Origin of the sequence: Enterobacter sp. Y17, assembly GCF_019730495.1 — a bacterium.
In the GTDB taxonomy this organism is placed as follows: Bacteria; Pseudomonadota; Gammaproteobacteria; order Enterobacterales; family Enterobacteriaceae; genus Enterobacter; species Enterobacter asburiae_B.
Genome location: NZ_JAASKP010000002.1, coordinates 287,883 through 313,863, shown reverse-complemented (window position 1 = coordinate 313,863; position 25,981 = coordinate 287,883). Strand labels below are relative to the sequence as shown.

Below are 25,981 nucleotides of genomic sequence, written 5' to 3'. Positions count from 1 at the left end.
TGATTATGCGAATCGATGACCATGCAAGCCTCTCAATTTTCAGCCCAGGTGCTGGACTGGTACGACAAATACGGGCGTAAAACCCTGCCCTGGCAAATTGAAAAAACGCCTTACAAAGTATGGCTCTCCGAGGTGATGTTGCAACAAACGCAGGTCGCCACGGTGATCCCTTACTTCGAGCGTTTTATGGCGCGCTTCCCGACGGTGACCGATCTGGCCAACGCGCCGCTGGACGAGGTCCTGCACCTGTGGACCGGTCTTGGCTATTACGCCCGGGCGCGTAACCTTCACAAGGCCGCACAGCAGGTTGCCACGCGCCACAACGGGACATTCCCGGAAACCTTCAACGAGGTGGCGGACTTGCCCGGTGTAGGACGTTCAACCGCAGGCGCCATTCTCTCCCTGTCTTTAGGCAAGCATTTCCCGATCCTCGACGGCAACGTGAAGCGCGTGCTGGCACGCTGCTACGCCGTCGACGGCTGGCCGGGGAAGAAGGACGTCGAAAAACGCCTTTGGGAAATAAGTGAAGCGGTCACCCCGGCCAACGGCGTCGAGCGTTTCAACCAGGCGATGATGGATCTCGGCGCGCTGGTCTGCACGCGCTCAAAACCAAAATGCGAACTCTGCCCGGTGAATAATCTCTGCGTGGCGTATGCCAACCATTCATGGGCGCAATATCCGGGTAAGAAACCCAAACAGACGCTGCCGGAGCGCACCGGCTATATGCTGCTGATGCAGCACGGCGACGAGGTCTTCCTCGCCCAGCGTCCACCGAGCGGTCTGTGGGGTGGTCTATACTGCTTCCCACAGTTTGAAGATGAAGATTTGCTGCGTGAATGGCTTAAACAGCGCGGGATTGCTGCCGATAACCTGACGCAGCTGACCGCGTTTCGCCATACGTTCAGCCATTTCCACCTGGATATTGTACCCATGTGGCTTCCCGTGTCGTCATTTGCCTCGTGCATGGATGAAGGCACCGCTCTCTGGTATAACTTAGCGCAACCGCCATCAGTCGGACTGGCGGCTCCCGTGGAGCGCCTGTTACAGCAATTACATGCCGGTGCAATGGTTTAGCATCGACAAGAAAAAGAGGAATGAGTATGGCCAGAACGATTTTTTGTACTTTCCTGCAGCGTGACGCTGAAGGCCAGGATTTCCAGCTTTATCCGGGCGACCTGGGTAAACGCATCTACAATGAAATCTCCAAAGAAGCCTGGGGACAGTGGCAGAAAAAGCAGACCATGCTGATCAACGAGAAAAAACTCAGCATGATGAACCCGGAACACCGCAAGCTGCTGGAGCAGGAGATGGTAAGCTTCCTGTTCGAAGGTAAAGACGTGCACATCGAAGGCTATACGCCACCGGAAAAATAACAGCGCGCGGGGGAAACCCCGCCGTTAAAGCAAACACAACACGCACTCCCGGAATGATGAAAAAACTTTTAGCGCTAGCCCTTGTTGCGCCGTTGCTTGTCTCGTGTTCGTCAAAAAAAGGCGAAGATTACAACGAAGCCTGGATCAAGGACACCAACGGTTTTGACATTTTGATGGGGCAGTTTGCCCACAACATCGAGAATATATGGGGATTTAACGAAGTTCTTATTGCCGGACCTAAGGACTACGTTAAGTACACCGACGCCTATCAGACCCGTAGCCACATCAACTTTGATGAGGGGACGATCACGATTGAGACCATTGCAGGCACCGACCCTGCGGCACGACTGCGTCAGGCGATCGTCAAAACCCTGCTGATGGGTGACGATCCGGGTTCTATCGATCTCTACTCCGATGCCGACGATATCACTATCTCGAAAGAGCCGTTCCTGTACGGCCAGGTCGTCGATCAGACCGGTCAGCCGATCCGCTGGGAAGGTCGCGCCACGAAATTTGCCGACTACCTGCTGCAGACGCGCCTGAAAAGCCGCTCTAACGGTCTGAAGATTATCTACAGCGTCACCATCAACCTCGTCCCGAACCACCTCGACAAGCGTGCGCATAAATACATTGGGATGGTGCGTCAGGCCTCGCGCAAGTACGGCGTGGATGAGTCGCTGATCCTGGCGATTATGCAGACCGAATCCTCGTTCAACCCCTACGCGGTAAGCCGTTCCGACGCCCTGGGGCTGATGCAGGTAGTGCAGCACAGCGCCGGTAAAGACGTCTTCCGCGCGCAGGGGAAATCCGGCACGCCGAGCCGCAGCTATCTGTTCGATCCGCAGAGCAACATTGATACCGGCACGGCCTATCTGGCGATGCTAAACAATGTGTACCTGGGCGGAATTGATAACCCAACGTCGCGCCGCTATGCGGTGATCACCGCCTATAACGGCGGCGCGGGCAGCGTGCTGCGCGTCTTCTCGAATGACAAAGTGCAGGCCGCGAACATCATCAACAGCATGGCGCCGGGGGATGTCTACTCTACCCTCACCACTCGTCACCCGTCTGCGGAATCCCGTCGCTATCTGTATAAGGTGAATACGGCGCAGAAGAACTATCGTCGCCGGTGATCGGCACACCTTCTCCCCTCTGGGAGAAGGTGTTCTGTTTCCCCTCTCCCTGTGGGAGAGGGTCAGGGTGAGGGCATCAGGCCGCACCTATCCAACCCCACCCATACGAAAATGTTATTTGCATCACAATCCAAACTGCAAATTAATGTGGATTGCATTTTTTTGCGGGAGGTAACAAAACATATTGTTGCCAACTGATAGAATTGCATCAAATAACAACCCTGAATGTTCCCAAAACAACATATCTCCCGCTCACTTGTGAGGAAAGTAACATGAACCTTAAGCTGCAGCTTAAAATATTGTCGTTTCTGCAGTTCTGCCTGTGGGGTAGCTGGCTGACCACACTCGGCTCCTATATGTTTGTGACGCTCAAGTTCGACGGTGCGTCAATCGGTGCCGTATACAGCTCGCTCGGTATTGCGGCTGTCTTCATGCCAACGCTGCTGGGCATCGTGGCGGATAAATGGTTGAGTGCGAAATGGCTGTACATGCTTTGCCATCTGGTGGGCGCGGGGACGCTGTTTATGGCAGCCCAAGTGACCACGCCGGGGGCGATGTTCATGGTGATCCTGCTTAACTCGCTGGCCTATATGCCAACGCTTGGCCTGATCAACACCATCTCCTACTACCGCCTGAAATCCGCGGATTTGGATATCGTGACAGATTTCCCGCCAATCCGTATCTGGGGCACCATCGGCTTTATCATGGCGATGTGGGGCGTGAGCTTCGCAGGCTTCGAACTGAGCCATATGCAGCTCTATATCGGTGCGGCGCTCTCCGTGGTGCTGGCGATCTTCACCCTGACGCTGCCAACCATTCCGGTTTCTAACCAGCAGAAAAACCAGAGCTGGAGCACCATGCTCGGCCTGGACGCGTTCGCGCTGTTTAAAAACAAACGCATGGCGATCTTCTTTATCTTCTCCATGCTGCTGGGCGCAGAGCTGCAGATCACCAACATGTTCGGCAACACCTTCCTGCACAGCTTCGATAACAACCCGCTGTTCTCCGGCAGCTTTATCGTTGAACATGCGTCGGTGATGATGTCCATCTCTCAGATCTCTGAGACGCTGTTCATCCTGACCATCCCGTTCTTCCTGAGCCGCTACGGCATCAAAAACGTCATGCTGATCAGTATCGCGGCATGGATGTTGCGCTTCGGCCTGTTCGCCTACGGTGACCCGAGCGCGTTTGGTACCGTGCTGCTGGTGCTGTCGATGATCGTTTACGGCTGCGCCTTCGACTTCTTCAACATCTCTGGTTCGGTGTTTGTTGAAAAAGAGGTGAAGCCTGAAATCCGCGCCAGCGCGCAGGGTATGTTCCTGATGATGACCAACGGCTTCGGCTGTATTCTGGGCGGCGTGGTAAGCGGTAAAGTGGTTGAGATGTACACCACCAACGGCATCACCAACTGGCAGCCTGTGTGGCTGATCTTCGCGGCGTACTCGCTGGTGCTGTTCTTCGCGTTCATCGCGCTGTTCAAGTACAAGCACGTGCGCGAGCCGCACGGTGCGCAGCCGATCGCGCATTGATTGTTGTGCCCGGTGGCGCTGCGCTTACCGGGCCTACAAAACCAGACCGTAGGCCGGGTAAGGCGAAGCCGCCACCCGGCTATTTTATTGCAGAGAGCACCCACCCCACCGACAGCAAATCCGCGCTGCCGCCCGGGCTCAGGTTCCGTTCAATCAATGCCTTATCCATCTTAAGCAGCGCCTCTCGATCCCAGCCACTCGCCAGTAATTCCCGCGCGTAGCCCTGAACGTAGCGCAGCCCTTCAATGCCGCCGCGCGAGACGAGATTACTGTCCTGATTAACCGCCATCAGGCGCAACAGCAGGCCGTGAAGCGACTGTCCGCTCCACTGCGCCAGCGCCCTACGCGCCGTCGCAAAGCCGCTTTCCGCCTCTCCGCGCGCGCCGGTTAAGCCGTACAGCTGAAACTGCCGCTCGCCCGCCGTCGCCTGTCCGCTGCGCGCGGCCAGTTCCCGCGACACCAGCCCGCTGCAGATGTTACTCACCTCACAACAGAGGCTATCTGCGGAGATATTTTTCACACGTCCGGCAGCGAAGCACAGTAAACCCAGGGCAAAAATCCCGCCCTTGTGGGTGTTCACTCCGTTCGTCGCGGCGTACATCGCCTGCTCGCAGGCCATCCCCATCGGGCGGATAATGCGAAGCAGTGCGTCAGCGGGTTTATCCGCATGCGCGTTACCGAGTTCGGCAAAGCGCGAAAACCACGGCGTTATCGCCGCAATGCTGCGGACGAACAGCGCGTGGTCCATATCGCGATGGGAACCGTTATTGAGCTTGTCCACCAGCCCCGGCTTGGGCGTCAGCTCCAGCTCCTGCCATAGCGCCGCCTCGGCAAGCGCGGGCACGTCAACCGGGCGCGGTTTAGTCGCGAGCAAACCAGTCATCGATCGTCTTCTCCACGCGGGAAACCACCTGCTCAAGGGGGTGATTGCGCGAACGGGAACAGGCATGAGCGGGTTCGTCGCAGATCAGGCAGCGTCTGAGATTCGCCCCCAGCGACTGACGCCCGACGTGGCCGTGCTGAGGGCAGATCACGTCCAGATCCCACAGCCTGCCGAGCGGGTGCGTCTGCTCCAGCTCCGCGCAGTGCGCTTTGATTTCCACCGCGGGATGGGCCACGCACCACAGGGCTTCTGGCCCGGTCGGGAGCCACAGCACCTGACGGTCCAGCACCTGCCAGCGGTTTTCCCACAGCAGCTGGTCGCACATTTGCAGCGCCACGCCCATGGTATTGCGATAGCGCAGGCTGTCTTTGATTTCCCCTGGCGTGACCAGCGTGAGGGAAATCACCGGTTGTTGATAGTGCTCAAGCATGTCAGCCTGGCGCGCTGCGCGGCGCTCTTTCGCCGCCAGCAGTTCGTCCAGGCTGACACCCGCCCGCACGGGTGTCGCTATTGTCATAACTACTCCTTTACCTGTCGCACGGTGTCGATCACGCTGCCGTCGCGGTAGCGGATCACCCCGACGATTTTGTCGGTAAATTCAATCGGTTTCGGTACGCCCGTCAGGGAAATCGCCCGCTCGTAAAGCGCGCTGATATCCACAACTTTGAGCCCGGCTTCCAGCAGGCGCTCGCGGATCTCCGGGCGCGCCGGGTTGACCGCAATGCCGTGGTCGGTGACCAGCACGTCGATGCTCTCACCCGGCGTGAGGCGCGTGGTGACGCGCTTCACTACCGTCGGAATACGGCTGCGCAGCAGCGGCGCGACGACGATGGTCAGGTTTGCCGCGGCGGCCACGTCGCAGTGTCCGCCGGACGCGCCGCGCATCACGCCGTCGGAGCCGGTGATAACGTTGACGTTAAAATCGACGTCGATCTCGAGAGCGCTGAGGATCACCACGTCGAGCTGGTCGCAGCTTGCAGCCTTGCTGCCGGGGTTGGCGTAAACGTTGGTGGAGATCTCCACGTGGTTCGGGTTGCGCGCCAGCGAGGCCGCCGCCTGACCGTCAAAGCACTGGGTATCGAGCAGCTTTTCGATGAGCCCCTTCTCGTGTAAATCCACCAGGCTGCCGGTGATGCCGCCGAGCGCAAAGCGCGCCTTCACGCCGCTGCGCTCCATCTTCTCTTCCATAAAGCGCGTGCAGGCGGTCGCCGCCGCGCCGGAGCCGGTCTGCATCGAGAATCCCGGTTTGAAGTAGCCGGAGTGTTCAATCACGTCCGCCGCATAGCGGGCGATCATCAGCTCGCGCGGGTTGCTGGTGACGCGCGCCGCGCCGACGCTGATTTTCGCCGGGTCGCCCACGCTTTCAACCTGCACGATGTAGTCCACCTGGTCCTGAACCAGGCTGGCGGGCATATTGGGGAACGGCACCAGCTCTTCGGTCAGCAGTACCACCTTGCGGGCGAAGTGCGCGTCCACCATCGCATAGCCCAGCGAGCCGCAGCACGATTTGCCGTGCGTGCCGTTGGCGTTGCCAAATTCATCGCTGCACGGCACGCCGAGAAACGCTACGTCGATATTCAGCTCGCCGTCCTGAAGCAGCTTCACGCGCCCGCCGTGGGAATGAATTTGCACCGGCTCGTCCATCAGCCCGTGGGAGATGGCATCCGCCAGCCTGCCGCGCATGCCCGAGGTGTAAATCCGGGTGATGACGCCGCTTTCAATATGCTCGATCAGCGCGTCGTTACAGGTCATCAGCGAGCTGGAGGCCAGCGTCAGGTTTTTGAAGCCCATTCGCGCCAGCAGCGCCACGACGGTGTTGATCACCCGGTCGCCTTCGCGAAACGCGTGGTGGAAGGAGATGGTCATCCCGTCCTGGAGGCCGCAACGCTTAACCGCCTCTTCAACAGAGGCGCAGAGCTTGCGGCTGTGCTTCGCGTCGCTGTCCGACAGCCACGGCGTGGCGCTGTGGGCGTTATCAAACGGTTTTAAGTCCCGCAGATGGGGAAAGTTCACGTGAAGAAGTTCTGTCTGATTCATTATTTTATCCTTACCGACGCACGCCGGAGGCCGCCGCGCGCTCCAGCACCACCTGCGCGTGGTTAATAATCGGTGCATCCACCATTTTGCCGTTGAGCGACACCACGCCCAGGCCGTTACGCTCGCCCTCTTCTGCCGCCTCAATCACCCTTCTGGCGTGATCCACCTCTTCCTGAGTCGGGGCGTAGGCGTTGTGCAGCAGGTCAATCTGGCGCGGGTTAATCAGCGATTTGCCGTTAAAGCCCATCTTGCGGATCAGATCGACCTCGCGCAGGAACCCGGCCTCGTCGTTAACGTCTGACCACACCACGTCGAAGGCGTCGATGCCCGCCGCGCGGGCGGCGTGCAGCACGGCGCAGCGGGCGTAGAACAGCTCGGTGCCGTCGCCGCGCTCGGTCTGCATGTCCATCACGTAGTCAAAGGCGGCCAACGCAATCCCGATGAGGCGCGGAGAGCTGCGGGCAATCGCCACGGCGTTGATGACGCCAATGGCCGATTCAATCGCCGCCATCACGCGGGTGGAGCCAACCTCGCGGCCGCACTCGCGTTCGATACGCTCGAGATGGCTTTCCAGCTCGTAGATATCGTCCGGCGTGTCGGTTTTCGGCAGGCGGATCACGTCCACGCCGGCCCGCACGGCGGCTTCCAGATCCAGCAGGCCAAACGGCGTGCTGAGCGGGTTAATACGCACCACGGTTTCGATATCCTGATACATCGGGTGCTGCAGGGCGTGGAACACCAGCATGCGCGCGGTATCCTTCTCGCGCAGGGCGACGGCGTCCTCAAGATCAAACATGATGGAGTCGGGACGGTAGATAAAGGCGGTTGAGAGCATGGCGGCGTTGGCGCCCGGCAGGAACAGCATACTGCGGCGGAGTTTGCTCATTTCAGCGCCCCCCAGTTGATGGCCTGTTCATCGGCGGCACGCATCAGCGCGCTTTGCAGGCGGGCGCGGATCACACAGTCCAGCGCCCCTTTGTCTTCAATAATGATTAATCCCTGGTGCACGTTCATGGCGCGCAATGTGTCGTTGACCACCTGGCGAATTTGCTCGCCAAACTGCTTAATCACTTCACTGTGGATGACTATCTCCAGCTCGCCGTGAGCGGGAGCGATTTTCACCATCAGGTCGCTGGACTCCTGCGTTCCGGCCAGCGCCTCCCTTACAATTTTCATGATAAATTCCTGGTAGTTAAGCGACTTCCGCACTCGCACGGTAATGCGTTTCGAGATGCGCGAAGGTGGAGTCCGGGACAATCTCCCGGATCCGGGAAAACTGCTGTGTCTTCAGTAAGCGGCGCACTTCGGACGCTGATATGGCGTTGCCGGTGGCCTTGATGCGCGGCATTTCCACCACCTCGATATGCGAAGCCAGCAGGTCGTGCAGCGTCTGGTTGTACTGGCGGGTGATATCGCAGAACGGCTCCGAGCCGATGAAGCGGTGCGTAATGCCCAGCGCCGGGGCGATGAAGTCCCGGAAGATCAGCACGTCGATCTCGCTCCACGCCTGCAGCACTTTGCCGGTCTCCTTCAGGAAGTAGGCCGGGAAGGTGGCGCGGGAGATGATGTACTGCGAGCCTTCATGCACCAACACGTTCGGCAGATGCGCCACGCCCGCGCGCACCATCTCGAGGCGCGCGCTGAACGGGAAGAACGAGGCGTCTTCACGCACCACGAACAGGTGCAGGGCATCGCACCGCTGCGCCGCCTGCTCCACCAGATGGCGGTGGCCGAGGGTGAACGGATTGGCGTTCATCACTATCGCGCCAACGTTCTCCCCGCACTTGCGCTTCGCGCGCAGGGAACGGCAGTAGCGTTCGATCCCCTGCGGGGTGTTTTCCATCAGCACCGCGTTGTTTCCGCTCTGGGCAATCGGCCAGAAGCCGCTGCGGGCAAAGCGCTCCCGATTGCACGGACGGGTGCAGAGGAAGAGGTGAAAATGGCCGCACTCCAGCGCCGCATTTTCCACCTCTGCCAGCAGCCGCGCGCTGAGGTTTTCGCCGCGAAGCTGCTCGTTGACCGCCACGCATTTGATAACGTTGGCAGCAAGCCCTGCGCAACCCACCAGCTGCGAGCCGGACCAGGCTTCGACAAACAGCGTGATGTCGTTGTCCAGGCCAAGGCCGCTGTCTGCCAGCAGGTAGCGGATCTGGCTTAAGCGTTCCGGGTGTTTCGCCACGACGGTGTGGCGAAAATCGATGGGTTGACTGTTCATGCCGTCTTTCTTAATGTGCTGCCGCAAGCCCGACGGCTGGCGCTTCCACGATCACGTTGCTGAGATGACCGATATGCTCGATCTCCACCTCAATGCGATCCCCTTCTTTCATAAACAGCGGCGGATTGCGCTTTTTACCCACCCCGCCCGGGGATCCGGTGATGATCACGTCGCCCGGGCTGAGGCGGGTGAAGGTGCTGATGTACTCGATCAGCTCCGCCACCTTGTGGATCATGCTGCTGGTGTTGTCTTCCTGCACCATGCGGCCGTTCAGCCAGGTGCGGATCGCAAGCTGGTGCGGATCAGGGATCTCATCTGCCGTCGCCATCCACGGCCCAAACGCGCCGGTTTTGCGCCAGTTTTTACCGGCGGTGAACCAGGTGTGCTGCCAGTCGCGGGCGGAGCCGTCCATGTAGCAGCTGTAGCCCGCTACGTGGCGCAGGGCGTCGTCGCGGCTGATGTTCTCCCCACCTTTGCCGATGATCACCGCCAGCTCGCCTTCATAGTCGAATTCACTTGAATGGCGCGGCTTCAGCACCGGCTCGTTGTGGCCGGTCTGTGAATCCGGGAAGCGGACAAACAGCGTCGGGGCCGGGTTATGCTGGTCAAACTCCTTGCGCTTGTCGGCATAGTTCATGCCCACGCAGAGGATCTTTTCCGGCTGCTCGATCACCGGTAAGAAGGTGATGGCGCTCATCGGCACGTCCACGGCATCGTTCAGGTAACGGGTGGCCTGCGCCAGCCCGTTGCCCTGCAGCAGCGCCTTGAGGTCGCTGTAGCGGTCGCCGAGACGGCGGCCTAAATCAATCACGCCGTCGGCCTGGACGATGCCGTAGCTGCGTTTTCCCTGGTATAAAAAGCTTGCGAGTTTCATTGTTCTTTCCTGAAAACTTAAACGAGGAAGTTGCCCAGAATCAGCAGTGAGACAGAGACGTTAATCGCCCCGCCGATACGGGTAGCAATCTGGGCGAACGGCATCAGGCTCATACGGTTGCCTGCGGTCAGGATCGCCACGTCGCCGGTACCGCCCTGGCCGCTCTGGCAGCAGGAGACGATGGCGACATCAATCGGGTGCATACCAATCTTTTTGCCGACGAAGAAGCCGGTTGCCACCAGTGCGGAAACGGTGCTGACAATCACCAGCAGGTTGCTGACGGTGAACGCCGCCACCAGTTCATGCCACGGGGTGATAGCCACGCCGACGGCGAAGAGGATTGGGTAGGTCACGGAGGTCTGGAAGAATTTGTACACCACCTGAGAGCCTTCCAGCAGGCGCGGAGAGGCGCCGTTGCAGAGCTTCACCAGGACCGCCATAAACAGCATGCCAACTGGTGCAGGCAGGCCAATCAGCTTGTGGCCGAGCATGCCCAGCATGTAGAGCAGCACCGCCAGCAGCGCGCCGGAGGCGATAGTGGTGACGTCCGCTTTGCCGGAAAACGCAGGCTGAGAGACGGTGGCATCGGCATTCGCGCGGTTTGGCATCAGCTGGCCTTCACCGGTCAGGTGCGGGAAGCGTTTACCGAGCTGGTTCAGGCAGCCGGAGATGATGATTGCCGTCAGACCGCCGAGCATTACCATCGGCAGCACGCGGCCGAGCGCCACGCCCTGATCCATGTGCAGCAGGGTGGCATAGCCAATGGAAAGCGGGATCGCCCCTTCCCCGACGCCGCCCGCCATAATCGGCAGAATGATAAAGAAGAAGATCTGGAATGGCTCAAGACCCAGCGCCAGGCCCACGCCCATCCCCACCAGCATGCCGACGATTTCACCGCACAGCATCGGGAAGAAGATGCGCAGGAAGCCCTGAATCAGCACCGTGCGGTTCATGCTCATGATGCTGCCGACGATAATGCAGCAGATGTAGAGATAGAGAATGTTGGTGGATTTGTAGAACTTGGTGGTGGACTCGACCACCACGTCCGGCAGCAGGCCATAGTAGACCAGCGCGGAAGGGATAAAGGTGGCGCAAATCGCCGCCGCGCCGAGCTTGCCGACAATCGGCAGGCGTTTGCCAAACTCGCCGCAGGCAAAGCCGAAGAAAGCCAGCGTTGCCACCATGACCACGATATCGCTCGGCAGTTTTCCGCCCAGGCAATCAATCGCAATCAGCGCGCCCGCCAGAACGAACAGCGGCAGAGGAATAATCCCAACTTTCCAGGTATCCATAATATGCCACCAGCGCTCTTTGAGCGAAGGCCGCTGAATTTCAATCGGGTCGTGGGTAACAGAGAAAGAATCGTCAGTTGTGCTCATAATAAGCCCCTTGGTTATTTTGTGCGTTCAGCTTAGAGTCACAAAGGCTTACTTTATGTGAGGGATGGCATATTAAAAGCGAAGTTTTAATGGCAGCTATGGTTTTAATGGTTTCTTTTATTTAATGTGATTTATACCTTATTTATTGCCGTGGTTTTTATGGTTTCTTTTCCGAATTGAACAAACAAATAACATTTGTCCGGGAAGCCCGAAGCACGTTAGCCTTCAGCATAACGCTTTTACAGCGCCCGCTGTGCAAGGGATCACAAGTTTTCGGCAAAGCGGGCGTCAGCGCAAAAAAAGATGATATATTGGCGATCTTTGCTGCTACCTCGCGTGATAGTTATGAAAGTTTCTTTCCAGATTAAGCTGTTTATTTCGCTGGTTGCCTTTTTCTCGGTGCTTTTCGCGCTGCTGGGCGGATATTATTATGCCGACGTCGGGAAACAGCTTTATCAGGAAATGAGTACGCGTGCCAAAATACAGGCTGAAGAGATTGCGCTTATTCCGACATTGCGTAATGAAGTTGAACAAAAGAATATCAGCGCCATCCATGATTTTATGCAGAAGATTTCTGCGCACAGTGACGCCAGCTTTATTGTGATTGGTGATAATAAGGGGCAGCATCTTTTTCACTCCGTCTTTGCCGACAGAGTGGGCACAACCCTGGTTGGCGGAGACAATGAAGCCGTATTGCAGGGTAAAAGCACCACCACCATCCGCAAAGGCGGGCTGGGCATTTCGCTGCGCAGTAAAGCCCCCATCTTCAACGCCGCCGGACAGGTGGTCGGCATTGTTTCGGTAGGCTATCTCACCAGCTACCTTGATACCATTACCGTCAGTAAAGTGGTCAATATCCTGATTGCCGCCGTGCTGCTGCTGATCGCTCTCTTTATCTTCTCCTGGTTCTTTACCCGCAGCATCAAGAAGCAGATCTTCTCCCTTGAGCCGCGCGAGATCGGCCTGCTGGTGCGCCAGCAGAAGGCGATGATGGAATCTATTTATGAAGGCGTGATTGCCATTGACGATCGGCGGCGGATTGAAGTCATCAACCAGGCGGCGCGCAAGCTGCTGGGTCTGAGCCAGCCGGCCCGCGAGCTGCGCGGACAGCTGATAAGCCAGGTGATCGATCCGGTCCCGTTCTTCGACACGCAGACGATGCTGGCGAAAGATACCCATGACGAGATTTGTCGTTTTAACGATCTCACGGTGATTGCCAGCCGGGTGCACATCATGCTTGAGGGGTCGCTGCAGGGCTGGGTGATCACCTTCCGCGATCGCAACGAGATCGACTCGCTGAGCGCCCAGCTCAGCCAGGTAAAACGCTATGTCGATAACCTGCGCATCATGCGCCACGAGCAGTTAAACAGGATGACCACCCTCTCCGGCCTGCTGCATATGGGCCGCTATGAGGAAGCCATTGGCTATATTCAGGCGCAGTCGGAACATGCCCAGGAGCTGCTGGACTTTATCTCTTCGCGCTTCAGTTCCCCGACCCTGTGCGGCCTGCTGCTGGGGAAAGCCGCCCGCGCGCGGGAGAAAGGCGTAGAGCTGTGTTTCGACCCAGGCTGTCGGCTGGACAGACCCTTCCTGCCCCTTGGGGAGCAAGAGCTGATTTCAATTATTGGCAACCTGTTGGATAACGCCATCGAAGCAACACAGCGGTCGCCGCTTCCCCACGCGCCGGTAGAAGTGCTGATAAAACTCAGCGAACAGGAGCTGATTATTGAAGTCGCCGACCAGGGCGTTGGCATTACACCGGAGATGCGTGACCGGATCTTTGAACGCGGCATCACCACAAAAACACGCGGCGATCATGGGATTGGCCTGTATCTGATCGAAAGCTACGTCACACAGGCTGGCGGCGCGATAGAAGTTGCCGATAATACGCCACGCGGCGCCATTTTCTCCTTGTTTATCCCGGCCACGGGAATCGCCCGGCAACTGGAAGACACCGACTATGCAACATGAACTTATCGACGTACTGATTGTTGAAGACGAGAACGAACTGGCGCAACTGCACGCGGAGCTGATAGGCAAACACCCGCGTCTGAGGCTGGTAGGCATTGCCTCGTCGCTGGCTGCGGCCCAGGCAGAGCTTGAAAGCAAACAGCCGCAGCTCATGCTGCTGGATAACTACCTGCCGGACGGCAAAGGCATCTCGCTTATCAATAACCCCATGCTGGCCCGCGCCAACTGCTCGGTGATTTTTATTACTGCCGCCAGCGATATGGACACCTGCAGCCAGGCGATTCGCAACGGCGCGTTCGACTACATCCTCAAACCCGTCTCCTGGAAGCGGCTCAGCCAGTCGCTGGAGCGGTTTGTGCAGTTTGCGGAACAGCAGCGCGTGTGGAAGATTGTCGACCAGCAGAACGTGGATTCGCTGTATCAGCTCCAGGCGAAAAACTACCGCCTGGACAACGGCAGTAAAGGCATTGAGGAAAATACGCTGGCGCGGGTGCAGACGCTGTTCAACGACAAGGCAACGCACTGCTTTACCGTGGATGAGGTGGTGAGCGAAACGGGATTAAGCAAAACCACCACCCGGCGCTATCTGGAGCACTGCGTGGAGGCGGGCTTTCTGACGGTGGAGATGCTGTACGGCAAGATTGGGCATCCGAGGAGGATGTACAAGCGTAGTGCGGTTTGATGAAACGTTCCCTCTCACCCCGGCCCTCTCCCCAAAGGGGCGAGGGTGAAAAGACGGCCCCGTACAATCCCCTCTCCCCTTTGGGGAGAGGGTTAGGGTGAGGGCAACAGCCCGCACTATCTCAATACATACCCATACAGCCGCTTAATCCCGTCGGCATCCTTCTCGCTGTAAACTCCCTGCAGCTCCGGCGAGAAGCCCGGCAGCAGGTTGATGCCCTCCTCCAGCGCGAGGAAGTAACGCTGTACCGCCCCGCCCCAGACTTCACCCGGCACCACGCACAGCACGCCCGGCGGATAGGGCAGCGCCCCTTCGGCAGCAATGCGCCCTGCGGCATCACGTATGCGAACCAGCTCCACGTCACCGCGAATATAGGCCCGGTTCGCATCCTGCGGGTTCATCACTACCTCCGGCAGGCTCTCCTTGCGGAACATCGCCTTCTGCAGATCCTTCACGTCAAAGCTGACGTAGAGATCGTGCATCTCCTGACACAGCTGGCGGAGGGTATAATCCCGGTAGCGCACCGGGTATTTCTGGAAGATCGTCGGCAATACGTCCGCCAGCGGCGTGTCGTCTTCAATATGCTGTTCGAACTGGCCCAGCATCGCCACCAGCTGCGCCAGCTTCTCGCTGCTTTCGGCAGGCGTCAGCAGGAACAGGATCGAATTGAGGTCGCATTTCTCCGGCACGATGCCGTTTTCGCGCAGGTAGTGCGCCAGAATCGTCGCCGGGATCCCGAAATCCGTGTACTCCCCGGTTTCAGCATCGATACCCGGCGTGGTCAGCAGGAGCTTGCACGGGTCGACAAAGTACTGCTCGCGGGCATAGCCCTCAAAGCCGTGCCATTTGGCCCCCGGCTCAAAGCTGAAGAAGCGCACCTCGCTGGCGATGGCGTGCGTCGGATGATCCTGCCACGGCCGGCCCGCCACCACCGGCGGGATAAACGGTTTGATCATATGGCAATTCGCAATGATCGCCTTGCGCGCTTCAATCCCCAGCTCGACGCACTCCGCCCACAGCCTGCGTCCGCTTTCACCTTCGTGGATCTTGGCATTCACATCCAGCGCTGCGAACAGCGGATAAAACGGGCTGGTGGAGGCATGCAGCATAAACGCGTTGTTCAGCCGCTTGTGCGGGCAGAAGCGCGCCTGCCCGCGAATGTGGTTATCCTTTTTATGGATCTGCGACGTTTGCGAGAACCCGGCCTGCTGTTTGTGCACCGACTGGGTCACGAAAATCCCAGGATCGTTCTCGTTCAGCTCCAGCAACAGCGGGGACGTTTCCGCCATCATTGGAATAAACTGCTCGTAGCCCACCCAGGCGGAGTCAAAGAGGATGTAGTCGCAGAGATGGCCGATCTTGTCGATCACCTGACGGGCGTTGTAGATCGTCCCGTCGTAGGTGCCAAGCTGAATGATCGCCAGGCGGAACGGACGCGCCTCGTCGGCCTTTTCCGGCGCCGCCTCGCGGATAAGATCCCGCAGATAGGCGTCGTCAAAGCAGTGGTCGTCAATCCCGCCAATAAAGCCAAACGGGTTACGCGCGGCCTCAAGATAAACCGGCGTGGCTCCCGCCTGGATCAGCGCCCCGTGGTGGTTAGATTTATGGTTATTGCGGTCGAACAGCACCAGGTCGCCGCGTGTCAGCAGCGCGTTGGTCACCACCTTGTTGGCCGCTGAGGTGCCGTTCAGCACGAAGTAGGTTTTGTCCGCGTTGAACACTTTCGCCGCGAACTTTTGCGCGTGCTTGGCGGACCCTTCGTGGATCAGCAGATCGCCCAGCTTCACGTCGGCGTTGCACATGTCGGCGCGAAACACGTTTTCACCGAAGAAATCATAGAACTGTCGCCCTGCCGGGTGTTTTTTGAAAAATGCCCCGTGCTGGTGGCCCGGACAGGCGAAAGTGCTGTTGCCCATCTCCACATACTGGCTCAGGGTGTCGAAAAAAGGCGGCAGCAGGTTCTCTTCGTAGCGGCTGGCAGCGCTCTCCAGTTCCAGAAACTCCTGAGCTTTACCCGAGATGACCGCGGTGGCGCCGTCGGGTACGTCCGTTGGCTCCTGCGAGAAAATAAACACCGGTAAATGAAAGCCCGTGCGTTTCAGCAGTGCAAGAATGCCGCTGCGACTTTCAGCTGTTGTGATGACGACGGCCGCCACATCGGTAAAATCAGTGCTGTCCAGCGTCACCTTTTCGCGGTGCGTAGACACAGTGGAGAGCAGCTCGCGGCTGACGGCAATTTTCATGGTTTTCATAAGCGCAGTTACCCTCACCGGGCGGTGAGACAGGGAGGAGAAAATTCGCGCAATAATGTCACCTTTTATTTTGAGGTGCAAGAAGGAATCAGTATGCACGAAACCAACCAAAGCTAAGGCCCGCGCGGCCCTGCCGTGCCATAATAATGCAATATCAATGATTAAATAACAGGAGTTAACTTTGGTTATCGGGCCATTTATTAACGCAGGCGCCGTATTGTTGGGCGGCGTACTCGGCGCCGTGCTGAGCCAGCGGTTGCCGGAGCGTATTCGCACCTCCATGCCCTCAATATTCGGCCTGGCATCGTTAGGGATCGGTATTCTTCTCGTGATCAAATGCGCCAACCTGCCGGTGATGGTGCTGGCCACCCTGCTCGGCGCGCTGATTGGCGAATTTTGCTATCTGGAAAAAGGCATTAACAGCGCGGTGAGTAAAGCCAAAAACCTGATTGCCCGACCGGGCGGCAAGGCGAAACACGGCACGCACGAGTCGTTTATTCAAAACTATGTCGCCATCATCATTCTGTTTTGCGCCAGCGGCACCGGGATTTTCGGTTCGATGCAGGAGGGGATGACGGGCGACCCAAGCATATTGATTGCGAAAGCGTTCCTTGATTTCTTCACCGCCACCATTTTCGCCACTACCCTTGGCGTCGCCGTGGCGGCGATTTGCGTCCCGATGCTGCTAATTCAGCTGGCGCTCGCCACCTGCGCCACGTTGATTCTCCCGCTCACCACGCCGGCGATGATGGCAGACTTTACCGCCGTCGGCGGCCTGCTGCTGTTGGCGACCGGGCTGCGCATCTGTGGGATTAAGATGTTTGCCGTGGTGAACATGCTGCCCGCACTGCTGCTCGCCATGCCGCTCTCCGCGCTCTGGACGCACTTTTTCGCTTAAGGATGCGGCGAAATGGTGAGAGATTGCGCAGTCTGTAACGAAAACAACATTTTTCGTTGACGCCACGGGGCAGATCGGGTTTAATGCGCCCCGTTGCCCGGATAGCTCAGTCGGTAGAGCAGGGGATTGAAAATCCCCGTGTCCTTGGTTCGATTCCGAGTCCGGGCACCACTATTTAGAAAACCCAGCCTATGGCTGGGTTTTTGCTTTATGGCTACGGCCGATTTCTGGGCGCTGATAAGCGTGGCTTTAATGCAGGCACGCTTACGCTAATAGCCCGGTAAGTTAATACAGGCGGTGGCTCTTTTTTATCACTTAATTTTGCCGGATAAATTGCTGACCTGATTTGAAAGGTTGTCATTGCTCCGCTTCATGTCATCAAGGCTTCTTTGCAATCGCTCGATCTTACTCTCCTGCTCAGAATTCTTTCTCTCAAGCTGTAAAACCTTCTGAGTTAGTTCATCGACTTTGCGGTTGTCGGACTTCATCTTCCTCAGGCCATCCTGCATCTCCTGTAGATCCGACTCCCTGAAATCAGAAGGCTCGATTTCATCTGCATCAGAAATTACCGGGATATATCCTCCATTAGCGCTGCTGGGTTTGATACTAACCTGAACTTTATTTAGCCCCGCAGAGTGCGCGTAACCTATTGAAGAAAAATAAAAAAAAGAAACAACACACAGACCAGACAGAAATTTATTCATTTCTAACGTCCTTTTAAATTTTTCAATCACTTCCAGGAGTCTCCTTCTGGTATCACCCGCTCAGGATAAAACACATGGCTTAGCCTCTGGCAGTTCATAAACGGGGTTAAAGAGCAGAAGATACCATTCGTTTTTCATTATAATACGCGTTTCCTCTCCCCCAAAATCCAACCGCCACCCGCTCATTTTCTGCCACCTTACATCCGCCGGTAGATAGCGGTTTGTACTGCCGATCGCGGAATTTTTTTCTGAGCCGAAACTGAAACCAAAACAGCTCCGGTTCAAAATAATGGTCCATCACAAAGTTGCTCTACTCAATTCCGTACCGGATGAAAAGGTCAAGCAGCATGTCCTCAAGATCTTCAGGTATGAGATTGAAATGCTCCTGGAAGGTCCATTCTTTCTTTGCCGGAGATTTACGGTCACTGTAATTCTCAGTGAGGTAATCTAACAATTCTTGCTCATCATGTAGCATCAGAAAAATTTCCAACCAGTCTCTTCAACCGTGTCCATTACAACGCCCTTTCTCTCGTTTTGAGCCAGAGTAAATCCATAGCTAAAACAAGGATGTCGTCACCGTCCAGTTTTCTTAAAACTCAGAATACCACCCGCAAGTCAGTTCTATGCTTTTGGTTCCCCCCCCTAGGGATCGTTCCCACCTGCGTCCAGCAGTTTGTTTTTAAAGATAAACAAACACGCCTCGTTGAAGTTCTCCGCCCCCAGGCGTTCCGAGAGCGCCGTTCGTTTGCGATAGAGGCTTTTGACCGACGTATTCAGCTCATCGGCGATGGCTTCCATCGGCATCCCTGCCCTCAGCAACCGCAGCATGATCGCTTCGTGTGTGCTAAGCCGTAAGTTAAGCAGCCACTTCGTGGTCAGGCGCCTGCCCTTCATATTGAGCACCAGGTTAAATAACGACGCCATATCCGGCGCGGTCAGCGACGTGTTCATAAATAACTTCATACTGAGCAGATTCTCCTCGCGGTGTCGCATATCGAGCATAACGCAGCAGATTGTTTTTTTCGTTCTGGCCGGATGGCGTATCAGGTAATCATATAAACGGAGCGGAGAACGACTATCAATCAATACAGAATATTCATCTGCACCGTTATCAAATATGTTTCTGTCAATCGAGTCGAGCAGGATAATATCCGGGAAAAATATCCGCATCCCTCTGACAAGGTAGCGATCCTGAGTCACTAAAACAATTGAAGTTGCCACTAACCATCCCTTTTAGATTAAAGCAAGCACGATCCCTCGCAAAGAAGGCCGCCTTCGTTTTATAGCGCTGTTATATTAACGATAAATGTATTCTGGCTTTGGACATCCCTCAATACAGACATTGATGAGTAAGACTTCCTGTAGACTATCATTCAATGGCTGCCATTAATTATAAATAAAAAACAATCGCAGAAAAGTCACTTCTTTAAACATTAAGAGTTTTTGTCATGAAACTTCCCAAACATGCACCAGAAAGTACTTTAATTGAGGCAGGTAAACCACATTAAAAATATATACAAAGCTGTCACAATATAAATAAAATACCAATACATCAATCAGTTACAAATAAACAATCATTTCAATAAAACCGCCAAAAACCACTCGATACAGAATTATCTCAAAACAACACAGCCCCATTTCAACATATTTATCCGGCAACATATCAGGTGTACATTAGCTTTCACCCAGTCCACTGACATAAGGATCCATAATTACCTTTAGGTAAGTATCCCGTAACATCACTGCATTCAGATTTAATGTTCTCATTTATGGCCTTTAACCCTGAGTTTAAAGGCGGCCGTGTTATGCAATGGATTCATGATAAACAAATGGCAAATAGATATGGAAAGATCGCTTCGCTTCAATACGTTATTCTTTTATCGCGCCCCAACATTATTGTTTCTGTTATTCCTCTTTCCTGTTCTGGCTCAGGCGACTGAATCCGTTTATGAGCAACAGATTCAACAGGCGCGTAACGGTAATTACTCGCCGTTTCTCGATTATCTTCAGCGTTATCAGCAGCAGCATGCCCTGACGCCAGAACACGTTGCGGACTGGTTACAGGTTGCGTCCTGGGCAGGTCATGATGACGAGGTTATTCAGGTCTGGCAGCGTTACGGTATTTATATGCCGCTGCCCGCCCGCGGCGTTGCTGCCGTCGCGCAATCCTGGCGGAATAAAAAAGCCTGGCAGCCAGCCCTGGCGCGCTGGAAAGAGGCGCGTAGCCTTGCGCCGGACAACGACGAGTATCGTATCGGCTACATAAAAACTCTCGCCGATGCCCGCATGGACACGCTTGCCCTGCAGGAAGCCCAACGGCTGGTAGCGGAAAATCCTTCTCAGGCACATCTTGAGACGCTCTCGTATGTCTGGTTACGCCAGGGAAAAAGCTGGGATCGGCTTCTGGCAGACACGCGCGCGCTGAATATCGCACCTGAGAATAAAGCGCTCCTCAGCGAGCTGATCGACGCGCTAACGGATAGCCGGGTGAACACCCCCGCGCTGCAGCTTTCACAAAGCGTCACGCTGTCCCCCGCGGAGCATCGCCGTCTTGAGCGTAATGCCGCCGCCGAACGGGTTCGCCTCGCCGATGTGCCCGGCAGAACAGAAAAGGAGCGCCTGCAGCTTGCGCAAACCGCGCTGAATCGTTACGACGCCCTGCTTTCCCGCTGGCAAAACGATCCGCAGGCGGCGGAAGACGTCGTCCTGGCGCGTATCGACAGGCTTGGCGCGCTGTATGCGCATGGTGATTACCCGCAGGTCATCCGTGAATATCAGGCGCTGACGGCTGAGCAGCATCCGATGCCGGGCTGGGCCATCGGCTGGGTCATCTCCGCGTATCTTCAGGAGAAAAACGCTGCCGCCGCCTTCGCGCTTCTGCAACGCTATCCGCAATATGCTTCCGATCCGCAGGACGAGGAGCACGCGCTTTTCTACGCCTGGCTGGATACGGGAGATTATCAATCCGCCCGCCGATATGCTGAGCGCCAGACCCGCAGCGTCCCGTGGACCCGCTACGATTTCGGCTCCCCTACCCCTCAGCCGAACGATCGGTGGCTTACCGGGCAGTCGCTCCGCTTTAACTATTTGCTGGCGACGAATGCCCTGCCGGAAGCCGAAAAGCTGGCGCACCGTCTGGCGACAACGGCGCCGGGCAATCAGGGATTACAGATTGACTACGCCACCCTGCTTCAGGCGCGGGGCCTGCCGCGTGCGGCCGAGCAAACGCTGAAAAAGGCGGAGGCGCTGGAGCCGTCCAATACAGAGCTAGAGCAACAGCAGGCTTACGTCGCGATGGATCTACAGGAGTGGCGAGAGATGGATTTACTGGCCGACGACGTGCTTGCCCGCGCGCCTGCCGACCGCAGCGCCAGGCGTCTCGACAGGCTCAGAACGGTCCACCATATGTCAGAGCTGCGCCTCAACGCGAGCAAGGGCTTGCACTCCGATAGCCCCGTCAGCGGGACGCACGACCTGAGCTGGGACGCCACGCTCTATGGCCCACCCGTAGCGGACAGCTGGCGGCTGTTTGCGGGTACCCGCTACGCGCAAAGTAATTTCGATGAAGGCAAAGGCACCAGCCGTCACCTTTTGGGCGGCGTCGAGTGGCGGCCACGCGACCTCCAGCTCGAAGCCGAGCTTTCCAGCAACCGCTATCACGGCGAAAACAAGCCGGGCGCTCGCCTCGCAACAACGTACTTTGTGAACGATAGCTGGCAGGTCAGCGGCAGCCTGGAACGCCTGTCGCGCACTACGCCCCTTCGGGCGTTACGCAACGGCATTAGCGCCAACCGGGGTGAAGGCGGGGTGCGCTGGTATCAAAACGAGCGGCGTGAGTACCAGTTCAGCGCCGCCCTCAGCCGCTTCTCCGACCATAACCGTCGCCAGGAATATACCCTCACGGGCAGGGAGCGTCTCTGGCAGACCCCGTCCCTGACGCTGGATCTCGAGCCGGGGATCGCCGCCAGCAAAAACAGCCTGCGCGACACGCTCTACTACAACCCGGCGCGGGATCTGTCCGTGACGGCGGCCCTGGCCGTTGACCATGAGATGGTCCGCCATTACGACACCCTCTGGAGCCAGCAGTTTGTGGCGGGAGGCGGCAGCTACTGGCAGAAAAATCAGTCCGCTGGTGCCATCGCTCTGCTGGGTTACGGACAGCGCGTCCAGTGGAACAACGTCATTGATACCGGCGTGATGCTGAACTGGGATAAACGCCCTTACGACGGCAAACGCGAGAGCAACCTCTCCGTCACGTTTGACGCGACTTTACGCTTTTAAGGATGAATATGCTGAACACACGTTTTTCCGTGAGCCTGATACTCCTCGGCTGGCTCTGCCTCAGCGCGAGCGTCTGCGCGCAGGCGATCTCGTTCATTGCGCCCAAAGAGAGGCCGCAGCTGGAGGCGAGTAAACCCTGGCCGAAGAACCAGTTCCTGGTCCTGGCCTACCACGACGTCGAAGACGATGCCGCCGATCAGCGCTATCTCTCCGTTCGCACCAGCGCGTTAAACGAGCAGATAAGCTGGCTGCTGCACAACGGCTACCACGCCATCAGCGTGCAGGACATTCTTGACGCGCATGACGGGAAAAAAACGCTGCCGCCAAAAGCCGTTCTGCTCAGCTTTGACGACGGCTACAGCAGCTTTTACACCCGCGTCTGGCCGCTGCTTCAGGCCTGGAACGTCCCCGCGCTGTGGGCGCCGGTGGGCAGTTGGGTCGATACGCCAGCGAATCAAAAAGTTAATTTCGGCGGCCTGATGACGCCCCGGGATCGCTTCGCAACGTGGGACATGGTGCGCGAGCTCAGCCAGTCTCCGCTGATTGAGATCGGATCGCATACCTGGGCCTCGCATTACGGCATTCCGGCCAACCCGCAGGGCAGCCGCGAGCCGGCCATCGCCAACCGCTTTTATGACAAAGCCACGGGTCGCTATGAAACCGACCAGCAGTTCAACCAGCGGATCGGCGATGACGTTCGCAAAGTGACTGAAAAAATCACGCAGGTGACGGGCAAGGCGCCGCGCGCCTGGGTCTGGCCCTACGGCGCCGCCAGCGGTACGTCGCTCGCTATCGCCAGACAGCAGGGTTACCGGCTGGCCTTCACCCTTGAGGACGGGCTGGGGAACGTGCAGGATCTGGGCAACATCCCCCGCCTGCTGATCGCCGGGAATCCCTCGCTCAAGGCGTTTGCCAGCACGGTCAGCCAGGTTCAGGAGCGCGATCCCGTGCGCGTCATGCACATCGATCTCGACTACGTTTACGATCCCGATGCGGCCCAGCAGACCCAAAACATCAACAGGCTGATCCAGCGGGTTTACGACATGAAGATCAGCCATGTTTTCCTGCAGGCGTTTGCCGATCCGCAGGGCGACGGCAGGATCAAGGCGCTTTATTTCCCCAACCGTCGGCTGCCGGTTCGGGCCGATCTCTTTAATTTTGTCGCCTGGCAGCTGCAAACCCGCGCCGGGGTAAAAGTCTTCGCGTGGATGCCGGTGCTCTCGTTCGATCTCGATCCTTCCCTGCCGCGCGTGCAGCGCCGGGATCGTCAAACCGGCCAGCTGCGCGAAGCCACCGAGCCCTATATCCGGCTATCCCCGTGGGACCCGCAGGTGCGCCAGCAGGTGACGGACATCTATGAAGACCTGGCCCGCTATGCCAGCTTCAACGGGATTTTGTTCCATGACGATGCGGCGCTGACGGACGTGGACGATGCCGGTCAGAACACCACGCGTCAGAAAAGCCAGACGCTTATCGGGCTTACCCACGCCCTGAGCCTGGCGGTGAAGCATATCCGTGGCCCGCAGATAAAAACCGCCCGCAATATGTTCGCCTTACCCATTCTGCAGCACGAAAGCGAAGCGTGGTTCGCGCAGAATCTTGATGATTTTCTGGCGGAGTACGACTGGACGGTGCCGATGGCCATGCCGCTGATGGAGTCCGTTCCGGCAGACGAGAGCGATGCCTGGCTGACGCGTCTGGTTAACGCGGTCGCCGCACGCCCTGGCGCGCTTGATAAAACCATTTTCGAGCTGCAGGCCAGGGACTGGGACCAGAAACCGCAGCGCGCCGTGTCCGACAGCCAGCTTGCGCAGTGGATGCGCGTGCTCCAGCTGAACGGCGTCAAAAACTACGGTTACTACCCCGACGACTTCATCAACAACCAACCTGATATCTCACGCATCAGGCCTGAATTTTCTTCGTACTGGTACCCTGACAATGACTGATCGCATTATCGCCTTCTCTATTTTATGTCTGGTATTCGGGTTGCCGTTAGGCGTGGCCGCCCTCTTTACCGGCGAACTGATTCTGGATTTTGTGTTCTTCTGGCCGCTGTTCATGTCGGTACTCTGGATAACAGGCGGCCTCTATTTCTGGTTTCAGCTTGAACGCCACTGGTCGTGGGATAAAGACACGCCCGCCCCGACGCTCGCCGGTGAGCCGCTCATCTCCATTCTTATCCCCTGCTTCAACGAGGGACGAAATGCCCGGGAGACCATCAGCGCCGCGCTGGATCAGCGGTATGAAAATATAGAAGTTATCGCCATCAACGACGGATCCTCTGACAACACCGCGCAAGTGCTGCAGGAGTTGGCGCAGGAACAGCCGCGCCTGCGGGTGATTAACCTCGCGGAAAATCAGGGGAAAGCGCTGGCGCTTAAGGCCGGAGCCGCGGCGGCGCGGGGCGATCTGCTGGTCTGCATTGACGGCGACGCCCTGCTCGACCGCGATACCGCCGCTTATCTGGTGGCACCGCTGATTCAGTACCCCCACGTCGGGGCTGTCACCGGGAATCCGCGCATTCGCACGCGCTCCACGCTGATTGGCCGCATTCAGGTGGGCGAGTTCTCATCCATTATTGGGCTCATCAAGCGGACGCAGCGGATCTATGGCCGGGTCTTTACCGTCTCCGGCGTCATCGCCGCGTTTCGCCGACAGGCGCTGGCGGACGTCGGGTACTGGAGTCCGGACATGATCACCGAAGACATCGACATCAGCTGGAAGCTTCAGCTGCGCCACTGGGATATCTTTTTTGAGCCGCGGGCGCTGTGCTGGATCCTGATGCCGGAGACGCTGAGAGGCCTGTGGAAACAGCGTCTGCGCTGGGCCCAGGGGGGCGCGGAGGTGTTTCTGGTTAACCTTCGCAGGATTGTGCGCTGGGAGCATCACCGCATGTGGCCGCTGTTTCTGGAGTACGCGCTGTCAACGCTATGGGCCTTCGCGTACGCGATGACGGTGCTGCTGTTCCTCCTCAGCCAGGTTGCGCCTGTTCCCGCCAGGCTGACCGTGGAGAGCCTTTTTCCACCGGAGTTTACCGGGCTGCTGCTGGGCGTGATGTGCCTGCTGCAGTTCCTGGTCAGCTTGTACATCGAGCGGCGCTATGAACGTAAAGTGGCCAGCTCGCTTTTCTGGGTGATCTGGTTCCCGATGGTGTACTGGATGATCGGCCTGTTCACCACCCTCGTCGCATTTCCAAAAGTCATGCTTAAACGCCAGCGCGCCCGCGCGCGCTGGATCAGTCCGGACCGGGGAAAAGGGAGCATTTAATGAACGAAAACACCTTAATTTTGACCGAGCATCGGCTCTTGCCGCGTCTTTTTGATGCCGCGCTAACGCTGGTGGCGTGGGGAGGATTTCTGTTTTTCCTGTATGCCCGTCTGTGGATGCAGCTAACCGATGAGAGCGACCACCGCTGGGGCGTGATTATCGCGTCCTTTAATACGGTGTTGCTCTACCTGCTGTTCGCCGCGATCAACGGCTGGCTGCTGATTTTGTGGTATCAGTACAACCGCCGCCGCGCCAACGTGAGACGGCGCCAGCCGGGCTATTTTCACCAGGAGGAGCTGGCCCGCAGCTTTAACGTCTCACCGCAGATCATCTCCGAGATGAGCCAGTACAACCTGCTGACGGTGTACCACGATCAAATTGGCCGCATCATCGATCTGAAGATCAACGAGCAGCAGGAAGAGGAAGAGCAGTAGCGAAAAGCCCCCGCAGGAGACGCTGCGGGTTGAGGGATCCACAGTATTTTGTAGCAAGGAATATAACGT

General features: G+C 57.4%; 22 protein-coding genes and 1 tRNA gene. 12 read left to right on the top strand and 11 right to left on the bottom strand.

Annotation, left to right across the window (positions count from 1 at the left end):
• The first annotated feature begins 21 nt into the window (after positions 1-21).
• The 4 genes from mutY (at position 22) to HCH49_RS15810 (ending at position 4,035) form a co-directional block, all read left to right on the top strand.
• Positions 22-1,074: an A/G-specific adenine glycosylase gene (gene mutY, locus HCH49_RS15825; RefSeq protein WP_221702977.1), complete on the top strand. Its 1,053-nt coding sequence runs from the start codon at positions 22-24 to the stop codon at positions 1,072-1,074.
• 26 nt (positions 1,075-1,100) lie between these two features.
• The gene (locus tag HCH49_RS15820; protein WP_023309138.1) at positions 1,101-1,373 is read left to right on the top strand and encodes an oxidative damage protection protein; all 273 of its coding nucleotides are present in this window, start codon (positions 1,101-1,103) and stop codon (positions 1,371-1,373) included.
• A gap of 56 nt (positions 1,374-1,429) precedes the next feature.
• Complete coding sequence (gene mltC / locus HCH49_RS15815; RefSeq protein ID WP_033146615.1) at positions 1,430-2,506, top strand: membrane-bound lytic murein transglycosylase MltC; 1,077 nt, start codon at positions 1,430-1,432, stop codon at positions 2,504-2,506.
• Positions 2,507-2,778: 272 nt separating this feature from the next.
• Positions 2,779-4,035 (top strand): nucleoside permease, encoded by a 1,257-nt coding sequence (locus HCH49_RS15810; RefSeq protein WP_029740744.1) that lies wholly within the window; start codon positions 2,779-2,781, stop codon positions 4,033-4,035.
• Between the two features lie 79 nt (positions 4,036-4,114).
• Here HCH49_RS15810 and citG read toward each other — a convergent pair whose 3' ends face one another.
• Genes citG through HCH49_RS15770 form a run of 8 tightly spaced genes read right to left on the bottom strand, consistent with a single transcriptional unit; the run spans position 4,115 to position 11,423 of the window.
• Positions 4,115-4,918 (bottom strand): triphosphoribosyl-dephospho-CoA synthase CitG, encoded by an 804-nt coding sequence (citG, locus tag HCH49_RS15805; protein ID WP_221702976.1) that lies wholly within the window; start codon positions 4,916-4,918, stop codon positions 4,115-4,117.
• Positions 4,896-5,435: a citrate lyase holo-[acyl-carrier protein] synthase gene (gene citX / locus HCH49_RS15800; RefSeq protein WP_087823215.1), complete on the bottom strand. Its 540-nt coding sequence runs from the start codon at positions 5,433-5,435 to the stop codon at positions 4,896-4,898. The genes citG and citX overlap by 23 nt, the downstream gene beginning before the upstream one ends.
• A 2-nt stretch (positions 5,436-5,437) precedes the next feature.
• On the bottom strand, positions 5,438-6,955 hold the full coding sequence (citF, locus tag HCH49_RS15795) for a citrate lyase subunit alpha (RefSeq protein ID WP_221702975.1): 1,518 nt from the start codon (positions 6,953-6,955) through the stop codon (positions 5,438-5,440).
• Positions 6,956-6,965: 10 nt separating this feature from the next.
• Positions 6,966-7,841 carry a citrate (pro-3S)-lyase subunit beta gene (gene citE / locus HCH49_RS15790; protein WP_221702974.1) on the bottom strand — a complete coding sequence of 292 codons (876 nt, stop codon included), beginning with the start codon at positions 7,839-7,841 and terminating at the stop codon, positions 6,966-6,968.
• Positions 7,838-8,131 (bottom strand): citrate lyase acyl carrier protein, encoded by a 294-nt coding sequence (gene citD, locus HCH49_RS15785; RefSeq protein ID WP_008499773.1) that lies wholly within the window; start codon positions 8,129-8,131, stop codon positions 7,838-7,840. Before citD ends, citE begins: the two co-directional genes overlap by 4 nt.
• Before the next feature lie 16 nt (positions 8,132-8,147).
• Entirely contained in the window at positions 8,148-9,170 is a 1,023-nt protein-coding gene (citC, locus tag HCH49_RS15780) for a [citrate (pro-3S)-lyase] ligase (protein ID WP_221702973.1), read from the bottom strand.
• A gap of 10 nt (positions 9,171-9,180) precedes the next feature.
• Entirely contained in the window at positions 9,181-10,044 is an 864-nt protein-coding gene (locus HCH49_RS15775; RefSeq protein ID WP_021242089.1) for a fumarylacetoacetate hydrolase family protein, read from the bottom strand.
• A 17-nt stretch (positions 10,045-10,061) separates the two neighbouring features.
• Positions 10,062-11,423, bottom strand: coding sequence for a 2-hydroxycarboxylate transporter family protein (locus HCH49_RS15770; RefSeq protein WP_029740738.1), 1,362 nt, complete (start codon positions 11,421-11,423; stop codon positions 10,062-10,064).
• 345 nt (positions 11,424-11,768) lie between these two features.
• Between HCH49_RS15770 and HCH49_RS15765 the strand changes: the two genes are divergently transcribed.
• Both HCH49_RS15765 and HCH49_RS15760 read left to right on the top strand, forming a co-directional pair.
• On the top strand, positions 11,769-13,394 hold the full coding sequence (locus HCH49_RS15765) for a sensor histidine kinase (RefSeq protein ID WP_087823212.1): 1,626 nt from the start codon (positions 11,769-11,771) through the stop codon (positions 13,392-13,394).
• Positions 13,384-14,076: a response regulator gene (locus HCH49_RS15760; RefSeq protein WP_023309148.1), complete on the top strand. Its 693-nt coding sequence runs from the start codon at positions 13,384-13,386 to the stop codon at positions 14,074-14,076. Before HCH49_RS15765 ends, HCH49_RS15760 begins: the two co-directional genes overlap by 11 nt.
• Before the next feature lie 116 nt (positions 14,077-14,192).
• Here HCH49_RS15760 and HCH49_RS15755 read toward each other — a convergent pair whose 3' ends face one another.
• Positions 14,193-16,328 (bottom strand): ornithine decarboxylase, encoded by a 2,136-nt coding sequence (locus HCH49_RS15755; protein WP_221702972.1) that lies wholly within the window; start codon positions 16,326-16,328, stop codon positions 14,193-14,195.
• A gap of 181 nt (positions 16,329-16,509) precedes the next feature.
• Here HCH49_RS15755 and HCH49_RS15750 point away from each other — a divergent pair, with 181 nt between their 5' ends.
• Complete coding sequence (locus HCH49_RS15750) at positions 16,510-17,226, top strand: DUF554 domain-containing protein (protein ID WP_094935400.1); 717 nt, start codon at positions 16,510-16,512, stop codon at positions 17,224-17,226.
• Positions 17,227-17,321: 95 nt separating this feature from the next.
• Positions 17,322-17,397 (top strand) — tRNA-Phe (locus HCH49_RS15745).
• Between the two features lie 140 nt (positions 17,398-17,537).
• On the opposite strand, the gene HCH49_RS15740 is transcribed toward HCH49_RS15745, so the two are convergent.
• Together HCH49_RS15740 and HCH49_RS15735 are read right to left on the bottom strand one after the other, a co-directional pair.
• Positions 17,538-17,930 carry a hypothetical protein gene (locus HCH49_RS15740; protein WP_094935328.1) on the bottom strand — a complete coding sequence of 131 codons (393 nt, stop codon included), beginning with the start codon at positions 17,928-17,930 and terminating at the stop codon, positions 17,538-17,540.
• Positions 17,931-18,572: 642 nt separating this feature from the next.
• Positions 18,573-19,100, bottom strand: coding sequence for a helix-turn-helix domain-containing protein (locus tag HCH49_RS15735; protein ID WP_045403948.1), 528 nt, complete (start codon positions 19,098-19,100; stop codon positions 18,573-18,575).
• Between the two features lie 672 nt (positions 19,101-19,772).
• Here HCH49_RS15735 and pgaA point away from each other — a divergent pair.
• The 4 genes from pgaA to pgaD are packed head-to-tail and all read left to right on the top strand — an operon-like array spanning position 19,773 to position 25,912.
• Positions 19,773-22,211 carry a poly-beta-1,6 N-acetyl-D-glucosamine export porin PgaA gene (gene pgaA, locus HCH49_RS15730; protein WP_221702971.1) on the top strand — a complete coding sequence of 813 codons (2,439 nt, stop codon included), beginning with the start codon at positions 19,773-19,775 and terminating at the stop codon, positions 22,209-22,211.
• Between the two features lie 8 nt (positions 22,212-22,219).
• Entirely contained in the window at positions 22,220-24,157 is a 1,938-nt protein-coding gene (gene pgaB / locus HCH49_RS15725) for a poly-beta-1,6-N-acetyl-D-glucosamine N-deacetylase PgaB (RefSeq protein ID WP_221702970.1), read from the top strand.
• The gene (gene pgaC, locus HCH49_RS15720) at positions 24,150-25,478 is read left to right on the top strand and encodes a poly-beta-1,6-N-acetyl-D-glucosamine synthase (protein WP_059347680.1); all 1,329 of its coding nucleotides are present in this window, start codon (positions 24,150-24,152) and stop codon (positions 25,476-25,478) included. Before pgaB ends, pgaC begins: the two co-directional genes overlap by 8 nt.
• Positions 25,478-25,912 carry a poly-beta-1,6-N-acetyl-D-glucosamine biosynthesis protein PgaD gene (gene pgaD, locus HCH49_RS15715; RefSeq protein WP_069303300.1) on the top strand — a complete coding sequence of 145 codons (435 nt, stop codon included), beginning with the start codon at positions 25,478-25,480 and terminating at the stop codon, positions 25,910-25,912. Before pgaC ends, pgaD begins: the two co-directional genes overlap by 1 nt.
• Positions 25,913-25,981: the final 69 nt, after the last annotated feature.